This is a genomic window from Pseudoalteromonas sp. NC201 (assembly GCF_002850255.1).
GTDB lineage: Bacteria > Pseudomonadota > Gammaproteobacteria > Enterobacterales > Alteromonadaceae > Pseudoalteromonas.
The window spans coordinates 1,413,828-1,432,990 of record NZ_CP022522.1 but is presented as its reverse complement, the minus strand read 5'-3'; the positions used below and the strand labels follow the sequence as shown (position 1 = coordinate 1,432,990).

Annotated in this window: 17 protein-coding genes; all 17 read right to left on the bottom strand. The window is 42.8% G+C overall.

Features of this window, described 5'->3' with window-relative positions; genetic code table 11:
- Positions 1–7: 7 nt before the first annotated feature.
- A complete protein-coding gene (locus PNC201_RS05815) occupies positions 8–1,387 on the bottom strand; it encodes an NAD(P)-binding protein (protein WP_233525224.1) in 1,380 nt (459 codons plus the stop codon).
- Entirely contained in the window at positions 1,384–2,718 is a 1,335-nt protein-coding gene (locus PNC201_RS05810; protein WP_233525223.1) for a DUF4910 domain-containing protein, read from the bottom strand. Before PNC201_RS05810 ends, PNC201_RS05815 begins: the two co-directional genes overlap by 4 nt.
- Positions 2,709–4,796, bottom strand: coding sequence for a motility associated factor glycosyltransferase family protein (locus tag PNC201_RS05805; RefSeq protein WP_102056461.1), 2,088 nt, complete (start codon positions 4,794–4,796; stop codon positions 2,709–2,711). The genes PNC201_RS05810 and PNC201_RS05805 overlap by 10 nt, the downstream gene beginning before the upstream one ends.
- Before the next feature lie 18 nt (positions 4,797–4,814).
- Entirely contained in the window at positions 4,815–5,111 is a 297-nt protein-coding gene (locus PNC201_RS05800) for a hypothetical protein (RefSeq protein ID WP_010606314.1), read from the bottom strand.
- Positions 5,101–5,529, bottom strand: coding sequence for a flagellar export chaperone FliS (fliS, locus tag PNC201_RS05795; RefSeq protein WP_010369245.1), 429 nt, complete (start codon positions 5,527–5,529; stop codon positions 5,101–5,103). The genes PNC201_RS05800 and fliS overlap by 11 nt, the downstream gene beginning before the upstream one ends.
- 17 nt (positions 5,530–5,546) lie before the next feature.
- Positions 5,547–6,956, bottom strand: a complete 1,410-nt coding sequence (fliD, locus tag PNC201_RS05790; RefSeq protein WP_010369248.1) for a flagellar filament capping protein FliD — start codon at positions 6,954–6,956, stop codon at positions 5,547–5,549.
- A gap of 18 nt (positions 6,957–6,974) precedes the next feature.
- Positions 6,975–7,385 carry a flagellar protein FlaG gene (locus PNC201_RS05785; RefSeq protein WP_102056460.1) on the bottom strand — a complete coding sequence of 137 codons (411 nt, stop codon included), beginning with the start codon at positions 7,383–7,385 and terminating at the stop codon, positions 6,975–6,977.
- Between the two features lie 82 nt (positions 7,386–7,467).
- Positions 7,468–8,430: a flagellin N-terminal helical domain-containing protein gene (locus tag PNC201_RS05780; protein ID WP_017218082.1), complete on the bottom strand. Its 963-nt coding sequence runs from the start codon at positions 8,428–8,430 to the stop codon at positions 7,468–7,470.
- A 162-nt stretch (positions 8,431–8,592) separates the two neighbouring features.
- Positions 8,593–9,558: a flagellin N-terminal helical domain-containing protein gene (locus PNC201_RS05775; RefSeq protein ID WP_010369253.1), complete on the bottom strand. Its 966-nt coding sequence runs from the start codon at positions 9,556–9,558 to the stop codon at positions 8,593–8,595.
- 504 nt (positions 9,559–10,062) lie between these two features.
- Positions 10,063–11,025 (bottom strand): flagellin N-terminal helical domain-containing protein, encoded by a 963-nt coding sequence (locus tag PNC201_RS05770; RefSeq protein ID WP_010369260.1) that lies wholly within the window; start codon positions 11,023–11,025, stop codon positions 10,063–10,065.
- Positions 11,026–11,342: 317 nt separating this feature from the next.
- Complete coding sequence (flgL, locus tag PNC201_RS05765; protein ID WP_102056459.1) at positions 11,343–12,578, bottom strand: flagellar hook-associated protein FlgL; 1,236 nt, start codon at positions 12,576–12,578, stop codon at positions 11,343–11,345.
- A gap of 2 nt (positions 12,579–12,580) precedes the next feature.
- Positions 12,581–14,593: a flagellar hook-associated protein FlgK gene (gene flgK, locus PNC201_RS05760; RefSeq protein WP_102056458.1), complete on the bottom strand. Its 2,013-nt coding sequence runs from the start codon at positions 14,591–14,593 to the stop codon at positions 12,581–12,583.
- Between the two features lies 1 nt (position 14,594).
- Positions 14,595–15,569 carry a flagellar assembly peptidoglycan hydrolase FlgJ gene (flgJ, locus tag PNC201_RS05755; protein ID WP_102056457.1) on the bottom strand — a complete coding sequence of 325 codons (975 nt, stop codon included), beginning with the start codon at positions 15,567–15,569 and terminating at the stop codon, positions 14,595–14,597.
- Positions 15,570–15,678: 109 nt separating this feature from the next.
- Entirely contained in the window at positions 15,679–16,779 is a 1,101-nt protein-coding gene (locus PNC201_RS05750; protein ID WP_010606307.1) for a flagellar basal body P-ring protein FlgI, read from the bottom strand.
- 19 nt (positions 16,780–16,798) lie between these two features.
- Entirely contained in the window at positions 16,799–17,482 is a 684-nt protein-coding gene (flgH, locus tag PNC201_RS05745; RefSeq protein ID WP_010606306.1) for a flagellar basal body L-ring protein FlgH, read from the bottom strand.
- Positions 17,483–17,498: 16 nt separating this feature from the next.
- Positions 17,499–18,287: a flagellar basal-body rod protein FlgG gene (gene flgG / locus PNC201_RS05740; protein ID WP_010606305.1), complete on the bottom strand. Its 789-nt coding sequence runs from the start codon at positions 18,285–18,287 to the stop codon at positions 17,499–17,501.
- A gap of 16 nt (positions 18,288–18,303) precedes the next feature.
- The gene (locus PNC201_RS05735) at positions 18,304–19,068 is read right to left on the bottom strand and encodes a flagellar basal body rod protein FlgF (protein WP_102056456.1); all 765 of its coding nucleotides are present in this window, start codon (positions 19,066–19,068) and stop codon (positions 18,304–18,306) included.
- Positions 19,069–19,163: the final 95 nt, after the last annotated feature.

Genomic DNA, 19,163 nt, shown 5'->3' with positions numbered 1-19,163 from the left:
CCGACGCTTAACTCGCGTCGGCTGCCCGCATAATTGACTCATAAGCCTCAATCAATACCTCAGCCTGACGCCAGCATTTTCCACTGAAACGACCCGAAACAACGACGTTGTCGACGCAGTTTATCAATGTCTCGTAGTTCTGCTGATTAACGGCCTGAAACTCTGTTGTTGGAACTGGAAAAGTGTTATTGATCACTTGAGTATGACCGCTTACAAGCTTCGCTTCTGGGTCAACAATCCCCATCTCCTTGAGTTGCTTGATAATCTCAGCTTCTGTAAAGGAACTTACTTCATCAGGACTGCACAAAATCTCCGCAGATATGTGATGATGTGTGCTTCGGCCAATTAAGTTTGGATATAACGTCAAACGAAAAATAGCGCAGTCTGGATCCCAAACCCAAAGATAATGGGAATTTCTATCTAGTAAAGGACGGTCAAAATTTAGGTGAAAAATCAGCGCAGTTCGCAAGGTAATTTGGCCTCTGGAAGGCGTCAGCCCCATTGCTCTCAAGGCAATGAAAGGTGGAGCACTCCAGAATAAAAAGTCACACTTTAACACTCGCTCAGTATTAGCTAACACCAAGTTGGTAACCTTACTGTTGCGATGCACTATTTGCGTAACTCGCTCTGAAGTAATGATTTCTACTCCTGCTTGTTCAACCTGCTGTTGCAGTTGCGTTACCCAGTAACCAATCCCCTCCCCCTTGGTTGGATAGTAATAGGTTACCTCACCGAGGTTATCTTGCACCTTACGTTTTTGAAAGTCAGATTCACGCTGGTATCCAAGCTTAGCATCAAATGCTGGTAACTGCTTGAGGTTCGCAGTCACATCTGCAGGTAATGCAAGAATGCGTGTAAATCCAAACAACCCCGCGGCCATTGTTAACTCCTTCAGTGGCGCATCCTTACCATAGAGCTTTTCTAAAATAGGCAGCACAATACTTTCAGTAAAAACAATGCCTAAGGAGTCTACACAATAATCGTAAATCAGGTCAGTATCCGGTAGTTCTGTACAATTGATCAGTTCACCGCAGCCACTTAAGTAAGTCTCTTTTGGTAACTTAGTCGCATCTGGAAATGGACTGTTCAAATCCCAACTACCGCCGAAGAAGTTTCCTGAGCGTAGTCTAGATATTTTATTCCAACTGCCACTATCAGCATCCGAAAACAAAATCTTATCAAGCTCTTCTATTCCTGTAGCATTAGGTATATGCGAACCCATATCGTAAGCAGCACCAGAGCTATCTTTCACGGAACAAAACAAACCACCAACGGTTTCTGCCTGTTCAATCAGTACCACATTGGTAAAGCGTCGTTTTAACAGTAAAGCTGCGACCAGACCACATATACCTCCCCCAACGACTACCGCTTGACTATTTGCCATCATGACTCCTCCCTATTAGGAGATAACATTTTTAGCAGCGCATGCCCCTCAAGTTTACTGATTGCACTTGCAAACTCCGTAACCGGTTGACTGTACTTACGTGCAATATCTATCGTGTCATGTTCCCCGTCGCTGTAGCAAAGTAACATCTTGATATGATTTAGTTCATCCAGCTGGCGGGTTCGCTCTTCACTAAAAAAACTGAGAGTTGGGTATAAATCACGACTACCCAAATTGGGCTCACCATAAGGATGCGTGTTTTCAAACCGCGCACTTTGCTCAAAGGCTAGGAAGATCTTTTCCAGTTTGTCTATGCTATCTAATAACGGCTTGATCCCCATATATTCTTTGTTATCTAATGATGTATGGTATTCTTTGTAACCTGTGTGGAAACTGCGGCTGACGCAACAAACTGGAAACTGGAACCCAGGGGCATTATACTGACGCTCATCAGAGCCACTCAGTGGTGTGAACGGAATATTGCTATGGCCATATCCTTCTTCGCTAAGATGATAAAGCAGCTTATCTAATAACCCATTATCATTTCGACTGTGCTTAAACACTAGCTCCCGTGGACTTCCGCCCAAGCAATTCAGTACAAGCCCTGAAACTAAGTTTTGGCGGAAATGATTTTGCATTACATGTAACATCCCCAAACTTCCAATGGTCTCGGGGTGAAGCGCAAAACGATATGAGTAGCGGCGCGTTGGCCATTGCTTTATTCGATGATAAAGCCCAAGCAACACCAGAGGACCACTAAGCTCATTGTTCGCCATAGAGGGGTGACATAGATAAGAGCTAAGTAGCACTTCCTGTTTAGATTGCCCTGCAAGCAGCGTGTGCTCGATATCTAAATGACCGTCCACAAATTTGCTTTTAATTACAGCTCGATACTGACCAGCCTTTAGTTCGTCTCTACGTGTCTGGCTCAGGCAAAAGCCCCACCGCTTTTTATAATAACTAGTAACATAGGGAACAGCTTCTGGTAATTCAGGTAAGCTATACAGGTGAGGCTGGAGTTCTTCTAGCGTTAAGATCTTATCTACTGGCTCAGAATAATTAACAACTTCAAGGTTAAACCGTTTTATGTCAGCAATACGTTCGCCGTCAGGGCCCACCAAGTAAGCCTCATCACAGTGCCACTCCTGAGGGGCCTGCCAGTCAAATAAAGCAGTACCAGTTGGAATAGATAGTCTCTCCAATGGCATATATCGTCCAAAAATGTCGTAACTTTGTCTGAGCCCAGGCCCTGTGATAGACCTTAAGATTGGAAACAACTCGTCATAAAGGTCACTGTAAAATTGCTCACTTTCTTCGTAGTGCACTACTGCCACTCCTTTCCTAGATCACATTTTTCAGTGTAATGATCACAAAAATGAGTATAAATTTCCTCGATATAACTCATCCAAAGCTGATTCAACCTTTCATATTGTGCTAAACAAAAAGTTTCATCTTCGTATGTATAAAGTAAGGTTATCATCGGACAGTGATAATACAGTAGCGACCCTTTTACCAAGTGAAATAGGTGTCCCAGAATAGAGTCTCGATATGAAAACAAATAGCGTGATTGACGTCTTAGCTGATCCGCTGCTTCTTGCCTAGACTTCACGGGTTCTGACGCTATCTCACAAATATGCAAAACAAGTTCATTAAGGCTATCTAGTGCAATAAATTCGTCACTTACATCATCAAGATTAAATACATCAAAGCAATCAGACTTAATTAACTCTACAGTTTCAGTAATATCATAATCTTCTTCAATATCGAGTAAGTCATCTGCTTTTACTGGTAGTGCCTTTTCAATTTTAGCGCCGCTCCCGATATTTAAACATGTATTGACATCATAATAATTAAGCAGCTTTTCTAGTTGGGCATGAGCGATCATAAATAGATCGTTTGATACAACGGTACCACCGAGGTTACCTTCTAAAGTGTGGCCCTGTATCTCCAAGTGAGCGTGGCCTAAAGATTCATCATCGCCATTATTAGGCCTGTAAATACTGTCTTTACTGTGATGAGCACCTCTTGGGTCTTTTCCATTATCAACGCCAAATAGGTACACATTTCTAAACCCTAAATACAAGGCAAATGATAAAGCGGTATTCGCAACAACTGGATTACTATACGGGATTTTTGGCAAAGTCTGTGACATATAGCGCAATGCGATAATGTCCATCATCGAAGTACCAGCCTCAGAGCCTTTCGCAGCGATGCCAGCCCATTTGTATCTTTTATTTGTATCTGGGTATAAGGTGCTTAACCCGATTAGATTGGTATTTTGATAAACCTCTGGTGGAACAATATCACCAAAGATTTTGTAATTTGAATATGGCCTTTCTACTAAAACGTGGAAATCAACTGGGATCCCCTTTCTGTACAAAGTGGCGATCGATGTGCCTGCAGCAATTACAATTGCTTTTTTGTGATTGCGCTTAATAAAATCTTCAGCTTCATCTAACGAAGGACCATTGCCTATAATGAAAACAGGTGTGTCTTTATTTAAGCTTGTGCTTGCTTTGGTAAGCCATGCCGCTTTGTTTCTAACATGGTGAATGCTGTGAGCTAATCCTGTCACGGCGTCATTGTAAAACCCGTGTCCAAACTGAAAGCGGAAATAATCCTTCGCCCATTGTTGAATAAGCACATTCAATCGTGCATCTGGTGTGTGCTGATAACAAAAGCTTCTAACAAGAGCAAATGCACCAACATCTTCCGCTATTTTTTCAATGTCTCGGATAAACGTACTGTGGTCAACTCCCAAGTGAAAAAATAAGCATCCACCCTGCTCGTCAATATCTGAAATAATCTGGTACCAGTCGGTACAAAATAGGCTCGCAAAAAACTGCTCAAAGTCGGGCTCTATTAGGAAAGTATAATCAAACTGAGTCCGTTCAAACAATAATGGGATGTGATACCCCAAACCAATACCAAAAATAATTGCTGTTGGGAAATGTTCAGGTAAATTAGTTAGTTTTTCTTCGCCTTGGTTTCGAATATCAACCATCAAATTAGTCAGTTCGGTCATATAACGGACATGCAGGCGATCATCTTCTTGATTTTGACCGTATCCGGTATAATCAGTAAGACTTAGTACAGGTTTACTGAGCTGCTTCTCAACTTGAGTTTGGGTTTGTTCTATCGGTGACTGAGAATAAATTGGCGCTGTGCAGCCCTTTGGAATAAAGTTACCATGCCCTGATGCAGTCACGTGCAGACAAAAGTCTTCACGAACATGATACTCCTTGATGGTCTGTGCAATACTGGGGAAATATTTTTCGAAACTTTTTAAATTTAGATTAAAACGTTCGTTAGCTTCTTCAGCAAACTTGGCTTCTTTAGCCTGATGAGCAGCGGTATCCGAAAGTTGCTCACTCAGAGACTCTAATTGTTGTGATAAGGGGTCTTTGTTCATACATTTGCCGGTGTCGTATTAAATATTTTTATACGCTTTGATCTTTTTTTTATTGCCAATAACTTGTGATAGTTCTTTTGCAACAGCGCTTTTTTCCTGCTGCAACTGGCTCATTATTGATTGGATATGATTGAATATGACTAAAGCCGATTGTTGAGCTTGTTCTGAATCAGCTAACACATCAGCTGTTAATGTTGTCCGGAGCTGTTTGTCTATCTGAATGAAAAGACATTGAGCCTCTTCCAACTCACCTGCCTGACAAGCAGCATCCAGCTTATTGAGGGTTGCTTCTATGTGAGCTAACTCAGCCGACATTAGCATCCGCGCCGTTAGCATCCAGTGTCTGCTTACGTACATCAATTGGAATCGCGTCCCAAGCAGACTTGATTTCCTTCAGCAAATTCGATACTTCATCAACTATAGCGGGGTCATTTTGCATGCTAGCATCTAACAACCTGTCTAACATGTATGAATAGAGGGCATACAGATTTTCTGTTACTTCGCCACCAACTTCAAAGTCTAAGCTTCCACGAAGTGCTTCAATGATGGCTGAAGCCTTAGAAATATGTTCTGCTTTGGCTTCGAGGTGACGCTTTTCAATAGATACCTTTGCAAGTACCATTTTTTCAACGGCACCAGCCATCAACATTTGAATTATTTCATAACGGTCTGCACCTGCAACTCTCGTTTTCAATGCTTCTCTTTGGTAATTTTTGACTCGGGCGTTATACATATCACATGCCTCTTAGTTTACTTAGATTTAGTGAAGCCAGGTAAATTTGCTAATTGAGCACCTAAATAGGACTGTGTTTGTTGCATTTGAGCAATCAACACGTCTAGACCAGCATATTTTTGACGTAACCCTTCTTCCATCGATTTCATTCGATATTCATGATTCAGGACGTCATCTTCTAAATCATCTAACTGGCTATTTAAGCTCGTCTCACGTTGCTTCAATATGCCTTTAGAATCGACGTAATTACCTAGCAACTCTTCAAGTTGTTTAGCTACACCGTTATCACCTGCAAAAGCCTTGCCAATATCATCGTAGTTATCGTCCATAGCTTCATTAAGACTTCTTACCAGTGAAGATTTTTCAAGATATCCATCTTTTTTAACGCCTAGGCCAATATCAAAAATGGAACCAAATGGACCTGCGTCTGTAAGCTCTGACGATAGAGTCGATATCATCTGGTCGCTCAATGTCCTCATTGAGGAGTCACCGTTTAACGGTCTACCAACTCGAGTGTGAAGACCAATAGTGCCAATCAAATTATTATAATTTGCAATAAACTCGTCAATCATTTTGCTAATAGATTCACGATCGTAATCAATATTTAATTTAGCTGTCGCATAACCATCAGTATCGTTACCTTCACTAACTTCAAGGGCTCTAATCGTCATGTCTTGCACCGCATCCTTGAATGTGTTGCTATCACTTGTCACTTCAAGGCCATCAACAGTAATAATTGCGTTTTGCGCAGCTTGAACTGTTGTCATTCCACCAGCACCACCACCAGATGCAGTTGTGCTGATTGCATCAAGCTCTGCAGTATCCGAAGTTATTGTTAAGTCGTTATTGTCGCCGGTGACATTGGAAGTAAGTACAAGCTTGGAACCAACATTACCCGTATTCACGATATTCGCGGTTATCCCGAAATTAGACTCAGAAGAGTTTATTGCGTCTCTGAGTTCAGCAAGTGTCATTCCCGCTGTCACATCTAAATCAAATGACTTATCTGGCCCAGCTCCGAACGAAAGTGTACCTCCGGATGCACTAACGACCGCATCAGTCGATGCAAATGCGTCGTCTGCTGAAATGATTCGGCTACCCTCTGCCAATTGTTTGACGGCAACTTTAAAGTTTCCTACGGATATATCTGATGTTGGAGTAACGCTGATTATATCTCCGCCACTAGGTTGGGTAATGTTTGCTACTCGCTTACCAAAGTTGTCAGGATCTGCAAGCTTCGCCATCGTATCTTTGAGTTTAGAGATTGCTGACTTTAACTCACCAACCGCAGATAACTCCACTTTTAAAGAGTCTTCTTTTTTGGCAAACGCTTGTAACTTAGGAACATTTTCAGCATCAATTGTCGCTTTAATGATGCTTTCTAAGTCAAGCCCCGAGCCTATACCCGCAGATGTAATTAATGGCATACAACCTCCAACCCAATATTAAGCTGTTTTATCAAACAGCAATCCTCTACTTGACACCTTATCGGCAAACTCTTCGAGAGCTTTAGCCATTTCACGAAACTCCTCGGAAGGAATTTCCCGTATTACTTCATCATTGTTCGTATCGATCACCTTTACAACGGGAGGATCTCCACGTTCGTCAAACTCGAAAGACAAATTAGTTGCTGTAACAGGAATAAACTGATTCAGCTTTTCTAAGTTGTTTTTAATTTCTTCCAAAATGTCAGGCTTTACAGCACCTTGTTCCTCGCTTTGCTTCGTACTAGATTCTGTTTTGCTAGTAGACTCAACCGCACGAGTCGTCTCAGCAGAAGATGCCGTCCTAATTAATTCTTCTGGTTTTGTATGATTGACGAATCCATTTGGTGTAGACGCTTGAACTTCTTTCACAACACACCTCCAAACCTTTTACCGTAAAGTATACGCCAAGTTTGAGAATTATTCACAAACCTGACGCTACAATACTAATCAATTAACCTAGTAGCGATAAAGCTACTTGCGGTCTTTGATTCGCTTGGCTCAAGATAGAACTACTTGCTTGTTGCAAAATCTGCATCTTAGTCAAGTTTGCAGTCTCTTGTGCGAAGTCTGTATCTTGGATCCGAGAACGTGCAGCCGTTAAGTTTTCAGCAACATTCGATTGGTTACGAATAGTTGACTGGAATCGGTTTTGAACCGCACCCAGCTCTGCGCGTTTCTTATCAACTACCGCAATCAAGTTATCCATACCAGCTAATACAGCCTGGGCATTCGCTTGCGAAGATACAGAAATACCAGCCGCCGTGAATACATTTGAGAAGACTTTCGCATCTGCTTCGGTACCAATCGTGGTACTAATTGTACCTGTAGTCGCACTGAGTGCCACACCAGTTACACCACTTGCAATGCCTGCGATACCAGACAGTGTGAAGCCGCCATCCGCTTGTAAATCGTTTGCAGTACCTGCTACGTTTTGCATACTAAAGCCGATAGTTTGAACTGCATCGGCACCGACTTGGAAGTTCGCATCATAACTGCCATCAAGCAAGTTTTGACCACCGAATGTCGTATCCGCAGCGACGCGGTTTACTTCTTCAGCTAATGAACGAATTTCCTCTTGTAGTGCAAGCCTATCTTCATCCGTATTCGAACCGTTCGAAGCCTGCTGAGCAAGCGTTCTAATACGCTGGAACATCTGAGTGGTTTCATCCAGTGCACCTTCGGCTGTTTGCGCTAATGAAATACCGTCGTTGGCGTTTCTCATGCCCTGATTCAGACCATTGATCTGACCATTTAGACGGTTTGTGATTTGCATACCTGCAGCATCATCTTTTGCGCTGTTAATGCGCAAACCTGACGACAAGCGTTGAAAGGATGTATCTAACGCACCTGAGGATTTATTTAGTTGCCGCTGTGCGTTCAATGAACTCACATTGGTATTTACATATAAAGCCATAATAGCCTCCGCTTTATCAACATAACTCGCTGGAGCGGGATACCCCTACCCTGCTACCAACGATGAATAAGAGTCCTAAATTTATAGTTCTCTAATTCTGCTATCGGCTGCTAAAGCGAAAGCTTGAGCTTTATTTGTAATTTTTTTATTTTTTATTCATTTCTAGCCCTGAAGTAGGCTCAGTGCCGCTTGTGGACGCTGATTTGCCTGGCCGAGAATCGTCTGACTTGCTTGCTGTAATATCTGATTCTTAGTTAATTTGGCTGTTTCTAGTGCAAAGTCAGCATCTTTAATTCGCGATTTTGCTGCCGACAAGTTTTCAGAAATATTAGCTTGGTTCCGTATTGTTGACTGGAATCGGTTTTGTACAGCACCCAACTCTGCACGCTTTTTATCAACTACCGCAATCAGCGCATCCATACCTGCCATAACAGCTTGTGCATTGGCCTGTGAAGAAACCGAGATCCCTCCTGCTGTGAAAACATTTGAGAACACTTTGGCATCAGCCTCAGTACCAATATTTGTACTAATCGTAGCAGTTGTTGCACTTAATGCAGCGCCAGAAACACCACTAGCTACCCCTGCAATCCCAGAAAGTGTAAAGCCACCATTGTCAGCCAAACTATTTGCTGTCGCACCTACATATTGCATGCTAAACCCAATAGTTTGAACCGCATCACCACCAACTTGGAAATTAGCAGCATAAGAACCGTCAAGTAAGTTCTGTCCACCAAAAGTGGTATCAGACGCTACCCTATTAACCTCAGAGGCTAACTGTCTAATTTCTTCTTGAATGGCTAAGCGATCTTCATCAGTGTTAGAACCATTCGCTGCCTGTTGAGATAGGGTACGGATACGTTGGAACATAGAAGTGATTTCATCCATTGCCCCTTCAGCGGTCTGAGCCAATGAAATTCCGTCATTGGCGTTTCGGTTCCCTTGGGTTAAACCTAAAATTTGAGATTGTAATCGATCGGAGATTTGTAACCCGGCCGCATCGTCAGCAGCACTATTAATACGCATACCAGATGACAAACGTTTGAAAGATGTATCTAGTTCATTGCCCGAGTTAGTTAGCTGTCTCTGTGCATTAATAGCACTAACATTTGTATTTACATATAAAGCCATAATTCACTCTCTTTTTGTCAAATCAATATCTAATTGATAGATAGTTAAATGACAAAGCGGCACTTATGCATCGGGTATTCAACCAACTAAGGCAACCAATTGCCACTTTGACGCCAGAATTTACTGTAACTAGTAGCAAGCAAATAGCAGGCCAAAAATCCAAAGCTATGATTAAATAACACAGGGAACTTAAAAATAGGTATTAAATACTTTGTTTATCGAGGAACGACTAACTAGCATTTCGGCATCTAGCCGCGGCTTTTTTGATGGGTGGAGAGGCTTCAGCTCAAAGTGTAGGGAAATAAAAAGAGGCCAGTTGGCCTCTTTAGATAAATTTGAGAGTGAGTGTCATTTTTCTAGCATAAAGTTGGCATACTTAATGCTTTAATTAACGTGTTCATTGTTTTAATGAACGCTATTGGATTTAAGCACCTCCGCTTTATCATCCAATTCGGTGCCTAAGCAAATACCCCATTCGGCTTAGGCACCTTTACCTTCCAACTGTTATCCTAGAAGACTTAAAGCAGCCTGAGGACGTTGGTTAGCCTGACTTAGGATTGTTTGGCTAGCCTGTTGAAGGATTTGCATCTTGGTTAAGCTTGCAGTTTCCTGAGCGAAGTCAGTATCTTTGATACGTGATTTCGCAGCCGACAAGTTCTCAGAGATATTTGCTTGGTTACGAATCGTTGATTGGAATCGGTTTTGAACCGCACCTAACTCTGCACGTTTCTTATCAACTACCGCAATCAAGTTATCCATACCAGCTAGTACAGCCTGAGCATTCGCTTGCGAAGATACTGAGATGCCGCCAGCTGTGAATACATCTGAGAATACTTTTGCATCAGCTTCAGTACCAATGTTTGTACTAATAGTTCCTGTTGTTGCACTTAGTGCTACACCTGTTACTCCACTTGCGATACCCGCGATACCTGACAGTGTAAAACCGCCGTTTGCCTGCATATCATTTGCTGTACCAGCAACATTCTGCATACTGAAACCGATAGTTTGTACCGCATCAGCACCTACCTGAAAGTTTGCTGAGTAACTGCCATCCAGTAAGTTTTGACCACCAAAGGTCGTGTCAGCAGCGACTCGGTTTACTTCCTCAGATAGTGAACGAATCTCTTCTTGAATCGCCAAACGATCTTCGTCTGTATTTGAGCCGTTTGATGCTTGTTGTGCCAGTGTACGAATACGCTGGAACATTGACGTTACTTCATCCATCGCACCTTCGGCTGTTTGCGCTAGTGAAATGCCGTCGTTCGCGTTTCGGTTACCTTGGTTTAGACCATTGATTTGTGAACTCAAACGGTCAGAAATCTGTAGGCCTGCAGCATCATCAGCAGCGCTGTTGATACGAAAACCTGATGATAGACGTTTGAATGATGTATCTAGTGAATTACCAGATTGCATTAATTGTCTTTGTGCGTTCAATGAACTTACGTTAGTATTTACATAAAGTGCCATGATGGTTCTCCCACTTTAAATCGAGTCTTTCACTCTCAAACTTAGATTCTTTTCCAACCTTTGAATGTTTTTCACTCTCCGGCTTGGTTAATTAAGTTATCGGTCGGCAAAAAATTTCCTTTAGTATTTTTTTTAAAAAAAAATTATCGTCATGATTTCTATATGCTTTTATTATTGCTCAAACAAATATGGCAAAGTTTTGACGCACCTAGGTTACGGTCAGGTAATTATATAAAACTGTATTATTATTCAGCTTGTTACGAGGAAAAGTTGAGTTTAGAGCGGTGTGAGAGTAAACGGCCCGTAAAGGCCGTCTTTTAACGAATATAGTCTAATAGAGAAAGGTTAGTTAGGCGGCCAAATGTTGCCTGAGAGGCCTGCAGCGCAGTTTCATGCTTGGTGAGTTCTGAAATCGCAGAATAAAAATCGACTTCTATTAAAGCCGCTTTATTTGCCTTATTATCTACGTCCAAGTCTGAATTTGCATCAGATACAAGCTTAGCAGCATTTAACCTACCACCAAGCCCCGCTTGTCCTTGCGATATCTTGATTTTGGCATTGTCTAGTCCAGAGATCCCATCTGCAAGTACCTGTTTGTAATCATCGCCCGTAATACTGGGGTCTCTTAATGACGTAATCATAGATTCTAATGTATTTAGAATGTTTTCCTTCTGGGGCTTTTCTAAATCAAAACTGATTTGACCAGAACCGGCACCCTCATATTTAAATTCCATACCTGCTACTTTGACCGAATTACCTTCAAAGCTACCTGTTGAAATAACCGTTCCCCCCTGCTCAAGCTGGTAAGTATTTGGCGTACCCGCTGTCACCACTAAGTCAAAGGTGTTTGCACCTGCAGGCGCACTAGGATCGGCGTTGTAATTTGCTTTATGAAACTTATCAAACACAGCTTGCTCATCTACATAAACCGATGCAGATGTAATTCCACCAGAAACCACACCTGTATTTGACGTAATATTCAGTCGCTTCTCTGCACTTTCAAATACATCAAAACCGTTATCACTTGAGCGTATTTCAACCCCTTCAGAAACTTTTATTTTATGCTGTCCTTGGTCACCGTTATATACGTACTTTCCAGTGGCAGAATCAAAGCTGTAGGTTTGAGTATTATCTTGGTAGCCGGAAAATATAAACTTACCATCCTCACTTTTTGAGTTCATTAAATCCAAAATAGTATCTTGGATGGACTCTAGCTCATCAGCAATCGCTTCACGGTCAACGTCAGATAACCCACCGTTACCTGCCTGTATTGACTTCGCATAAGCGCTATCAATGGCCGTTTTAATATTTTCAAGCACTGATTCTTGAGTATCTAATCTCGAAGACAACATAGTCAGGTTCTTGGTAAACTGATCGTTTGCTTGGATCCGGTCGTCAAAAAGCATGGCTCTAGCAGTCGCTGAAGCATCATCAGAAGCACTCAGTACCCGCTTTTGCGTGTTCAGCTGCTGTGTTGCTTTATTCACGTCCTGCTGATTACGCAAAATAGAATTAAGATTAGAATTAAAAATTTGATTTTGAGATAAACGCATAATTACCTCGCTGCACTTAATAAGGTATCGAACACAGTTCTCGCTGCCGAAATGACTTGAGCCGAAGCCGAGTAAGACTGTTGAAAACGTAACAAGTTGGCCGCCTCTTCATCTAGGTTTACACCCGATAGAGACTCAAACCATGCACTCGACTGATTAGCCAGCGCTTCAAATGCCGCGCCATTGGTTTTCGCTTGATTGGTAATAACCCCTACACCAGTGACAATATCGGCATATGCTTCATTAAAGGTTTTATGGCTTTCGGTACTACCTGTAGACTCTACATTTTGCCTAACTAAATCCGACGATTTCAGACCATCGAGCGCCGCGCCATTACGATTGTCATCAAAACCACCGGTGTTAAAACTAATCTCAAAACTATCACCGGTATTCGGTGTACCCTCGATATCGAAAGTGAAGCCAAGATTATCAAAAGGTGCAGGTGCAACTCCCACTCCAGAGAGAATATCTTTACCATCGGCAGGAGCCGTAAAGGTATGCGTTGTACCTGAATTACTGGTTAACGTATATTCGTTAGCATTGGCTGTTTTAGTCAAAGTATAAGGACCATCATTCAACGTTGGCGGCGTTCCCGCAGTAAACGCACTGGTTGCTGGATCGGTATCAGTGACAACCCCAGCTGAAATGGTCGCCGTACCATTATTGTCTGCTGATTTTTCAGTACGAATTGGCGACGCTAATGCGAGAGCTTCTGGTCTTTGAGTTGCAAGCTCCAACCCAGTTGCAGCCTGTTGGTTTAATTTCACAAGAAATCTATCGCCTGTTGCACCACTACCAGTTACGTTCATCTGTAAGCCAAAATAATCGCCCGTTCCTGTGATGACTCCACCTGCAATATTACCAGTCGTCGGCGTACCGATAGGATTGCCCTTGGCATCTACAGCTGTTATTTCAACGGTTGTTGCACTGGTATAAGTAACTTGAAAATCGGTAGCTGGCAACTCATTGCCGCGCCCAGGCTCAAGTGTTGCCGTAAGCGCTGCAGTGCCTGTATTTTCGCTGTAAGCAAAGCCACCCACGGTGGGTATTTTAAATATATCTCCACCTATATTGCCATCTAAGTCCATTCCCAATCTATTTTGCTGATTAAAAGCATCTGCCAATGCGAGGCCAATTTGACCTAGTTGGTTTTGTGCCGGGATCAACACTTCATCTCTAAATGCCAGTAACCCGCCGATTTTGCCTTTCAAGCTGCCGCTATCTAACTCGAGTTGCACAACATTTTTATCTTTAATGTCTAGGATTAGTTCTTTATGATTAGGATCTGGATTGCCTTTCATCGCGAATAAATTGAAGGCACCACCTTGCATCACAAGCGCATCCCCAGTGCCTAAAAATACGAGCTTCTCGCCATTTTCACCGTCGAGTGTTTCTATATCTACGAGCTCAGCAAGCTCTTTAATTGCTTGATCTCGCTCATTAAGCACGCTGTGATCGACATTGTTAAGATTGAGCGCCGACTTACTCGCCACTTGTTTATTCAATTCACTGATTTTTTGAACAAGGTTATTGGCTTCTTCCGAGAAAATATCCAATTGCTCGTTCACGATACTGTTTTGATCAACAACAATACCTGACAATCTATCCATTTGATCGACTAGGCCTTGAGCGCCCGTCATAAATAAAGAGCGGTTAGTTGTCGATGAAGGTAAGTTAATCGCGCTTTGTAAATTATTAAACATCGAGTTGATGCTCTTGCTCAGACTGTTTGAGTCTTGTGCAAACAACGTATCAACGCGGCTTGCCTCAGTGACAAACTGCTCATAGTAAGATTGATTAGAAATATCACGATTTAATTGCTGCTGCGCAAATTGGTTGATCAAACGCACCGTTTCACCACGACCAACCATGCCACCTATCATCGTTCCGTGCTCAGTCCGTTCACGGATATACCCTTTGGTATTTAGGTTAGCAATGTTTTTACTGGTGGTTTGTAGTAACTCGGAGTTAGCCCTAACCCCTGCTGCACCAATATTTAATAGATCAAATGACATCTCATCTGACTCCCTTTGTTAGCGCACCGGATAAGAAATCGGATACATCAATACGCTTTAAAACTGACTTAATTTTGTTGGCATAATTCGGATCGGTCGCATAGCCTGCATTTTGAAGTTCACTTAAATAGGCGTGACTATCACCAGCCTTATTTAAGGCTTGCTCGTATCTCGGATTACCTTTTAGGAAACTGACATAATCATCAAAGCTTTGTTCAAGCGACTTATAAGCACGGAAATCGGCTTGCTTTTGCACCGGTAACCCTTGCTCAAATTCAAGTGTCGATTTTCTGGCGCTTTCACCACTCCAGCGGCTATCCGCTTTAATATTGAATAGATTAAAACTGCTACTACCATCCTTTTTGCTGATGATGTGTTTACCCCAACCGGTTTCCAGTGCAGCTTGTGCAACCATTACCGCAGGGTTCAAGCCCAACTTTTTCGCCGCTGTTTGAGCGTATTCCCAAATTCTGTCGACGAATTCCTCAGGAGAACCAAAGCCTGTTTGTTCATCGCTTGAGGCATCTGCCTTTACATTGACAACCTGCGGTTCGGGTTTATTCACACTCTCACTCGCTGTAGCCTGCTTTTTAAAGGAAATATCGCCGTCAGCTCTCATTACTGAGGCAGGCTTATACTTTTCAGAGTTAGGAGACAACTGCTGCACAATCAGATCTGCCAGTCCTAAGCTGCCTTGCTCAGATAAGTGCATCGAAAGTTGCTGATCATGCATTTCTTCAAAAAATTTGACACCACTAGAGTTAAATGGACTGTCTTTATCCTCTAGCGCCTCATTCGCTTTACGCATGCTTTGTAACAACATTTGCGTAAAGATAGACTCAAACTGTTGTGCCGCCTTCTTCAATGCCTGATCTGAGGCACCTTGATCGCCAGCACCTTTCAGCGCCTCTTTACGGATCGAATCAAGGTTTCCTAGGTCAAAAAAGCTTTGATTTTTCAATTGGTCGGTGTTCATACACTCAGCACTGTTTGACGTTAATAACTATACAAATAGAAATGCAAAATCCGAGCCAAAAAAAAAGCCCCACAATTGCGGGGCTAACTAGTTGATTAATAATGGAACATCAAATGACGACTAATTGACCATTTATCGCGCCTGCTTCTTTTAGCGCTTCAAGGATCGCCATTAAATCGCCAGGTGCTGCGCCAACCTGGTTAATTGCCCTAACCAAGTCATCAAGACTCACGCCTGGGTCAAACACAAACGCTCGAGAGTCATCCTGATTTACGTCGATAATGCTTTGCTGCGTCACTGTTGTTTCGCCATTCGCCAGCGCATTAGGTTGTGACACATTTTGCTGCTCAGCAATTGTTACGGTAAGGCCGCCATGAGTAATTGCCGCAGGCTGCAACTTGACATTTTTGCCGATAACGATAGTGCCAGTGCGCGAGTTAACGATGATCTTCGCAGCGGTATCCGCTGGTTTGAATTCAAGATTCTCTAGCGTAGATAAATACGCAACGCGCTGAGACGGATCTCTTGGTGCAATTACTCGAACTGAGGCTGCATCCATAGGTTTTGCACTATTTGGTCCAACAAGGCCATTGATAGTATCGGCCAAGCGTTTTGCAGTAGTAAAGTCTGGTCTATTCAAGTTAAAGGTAATGTAATCACCCTGAGTAAACGGACTCGGTACCGCTCGCTCCACTGTCGCGCCGTTTGCCACCCGACCAACAGTCGGCGTATTGATCACAACTCGACTCCCATCGGCACCATCAGCACCCAAACCACCAACAATCAAACTTCCTTGCGCAATTGCATATACGTTACCATCGACCCCTTTTAGAAAGGTCTGAAGTAAAGTACCGCCTCGTAAACTACCAGCACTACCAATAGATGAAACGGTAACGTCAATGGTTTGGCCGGGCTTAACAAAAGGTGGCAGATCTGCGTGAACCGCAACAGCCGCAACATTTTTAATTTTTGGCTTTAAGCTTGCGGGCATCGTTATGCCAAAGCTATTCAACATCGCTTTAAAGCTTTGCTCGGTAAATCTGGTTTGCTCACCGGTACCAGGCAAGCCTACAACTAGGCCGTAGCCAACCAGTTGGTTTGAACGAACACCTTCAACCATACTGACGTCTTTAACTCGCTCAGCAGAAGCCAAAGAAGAAAAACCAACCAACGTAATGGCCGCACCGATAAGCAAAATATTCTTAAGCATATTGTTCATTTTCAGCACCTTAAAACGGCATCAGCGCGCTCATAAAGAAACTCGTTAACCAACCTGCACTTTGCACTTCTTGTTGGTCACCTTTACCTGAATATTGAATTCTGGCATTTGCCACTCGATTAGACTCAACAGTGTTATCTGCGGTCACATCCTGAGGTCTTACCAACCCTTCTAAGCGAATAAATTCCTCGCCAGTATTGAGGGTTAACCACTTTTCACCGCGGATCACTAAATTACCGTTAGGCAATACTCGGGTTACATTGACCGATATATTCCCGAATAAGCTATTTGACTGATTAGACTTCGAATCACCAGAGAAAGAAGAACTGGATTTAGCACCAAACTGTATCGCTTCCTTTCCGATATTGATGGCATTGCCACCAAGACCAATCACAGGGTCTAAGCTCGAATCACTGGATTTATCCAGCTCAGAATTTGCAGCTTTGGTCGCCTGAGTCGTTTCTCTGAGTACGATGGTAATAATATCGCCGACTCTTAACGCTTTTTTGTCAGCATAAAGATCATTGGAAAACTGCGTATTAAATAATGACCCTGTTGCCACCATTTGGGCTTGATTATCCTCGGGATAGATAGGCGCATAATACGGATCGTCACGCACCACATTTTTATTTTGTGTTGTACTACATCCAGATAATGCAGCGACCGTTACGATGGCTAAATATAATGCACGCATAATACCCCCTACCCAATTACAGCTGTTGATTAATGTAGCTCAGCATCTGATCTACCGTTGAAATCACTTTTGAGTTCATCTCATACACGCGTTGTGTCTCAATTAGATTTACAAGCTCTTCGGTCACATTAACGTTTGACGTTTCAAGTGCGCCTTGCACAATCTTACCTAGCCCTTCAACGCTTGGATTACCTTGTACTGGTGCACCACTTACCGCAGTTTCTGTGTACAAGTTTTGTCCAATCGGTTCAAGACCTGATGGATTAATAAAGTCACTGATCGTCAACTGTCCGATAACAACGTTTTCAGCTTGTCCTGCAACGCGCACCGATACTTCACCATCTTGAGAAATAGTAATTGACTGTGCATCGTCGGGTACGTTCATCTCAGGTAACACAGGAAAACCCGCACCTGAGGTAACAATTCGACCTTCTTCATCCGTCGTGAACTGACCGTTTCTTGAATACGCAGTTGTGCCATCTGGCATCTGAATCTCAAAAAAGCCCGGGCCTTGGATCATCCAATCCAAAGAGTTTTCGGTACTTAACATATTACCTTGAGAAAAGTTCTTTTGGTTGGCGACTACTTTGGCACCTGCACCAAGCATCAAACCAGACGGTAATTCTGTATCTTGAGAGCTGCGGCCACCTGGCTGATTGATGTTTTGATATAATAAGTCTTCGAATATCGCCCGACTCTTTTTGTAGCCGACGGTACTGGCGTTCGCCAAGTTGTTCGAAATAACTGAAATATCAGTTTGCTGAGCATCTAAGCCTGTTTTACTTATCCACAATGCCGGATTCATGATCTCTACCTCACTCTTAAACTATGCGTAGGAGCGAAGTGTGTCGCTCATCTATTTCTTCAGCTGTTTTCATCAGCTTAATTTGCATTTCAAATTGTCTTTGATGGTTGATCATATCCACCATCTCATGAACGGGATTGACGTTGGACATCTCTAAGAAGCCACTCATCACTTTTGCGGTTGGTGATATTTCACAAAAGCCACAGATCCCATCTTCTAGCTTATCCTCTTTTGGTCTATAAAGGCCGTCATTGCCTTTTTGCAGCTTATTATTATCTGCTTCAATAATTTTCAGCCGATCAACCACTTCAAGAAAGTTAGCAGGAGCGCCTTGTGGACGCACTTGAATAGAGCCATCGTCACTAAACACCACTTTATCAACGGGGATAGGTAAGACAATAGGTCCACCTTCGCCAATAAGTTGACGCCCATGAGCTGTGACCAACGCGCCGTCATTACGAATATTGAGCGTGCCGACTTTGGTGTAAGCTTCTTCACCCGAGGCATCAACAACACTGATCCATGATTTATCATCTACTGCAATATCTAGCTCACGGCCAGTTTCAACGATTGCGCCACCGGTCATATTGGTCCCTGGGCGTTCTTGCATAGCAAAAACCCGTGTAGGTAGCCCTTCACCAAACGCCTGCATTGAGCGCGCTTGAGCAAAATCTGCTTTGAAGCCAGTCGTATTGGCATTAGCAAGGTTATTCGCCTTAAGTGCCACACCACGTAAGCTTTGCTTAGCGCCTGACATTGCGATATACACCATTTTATCCATGACGATGACCTATAAAATTCAAACTTAGTCTAGTTAATGCAAGCACAGTGCCAAAGTGACGAGATGTTTTTGACGGACATAAAAAAGGCTGCCTT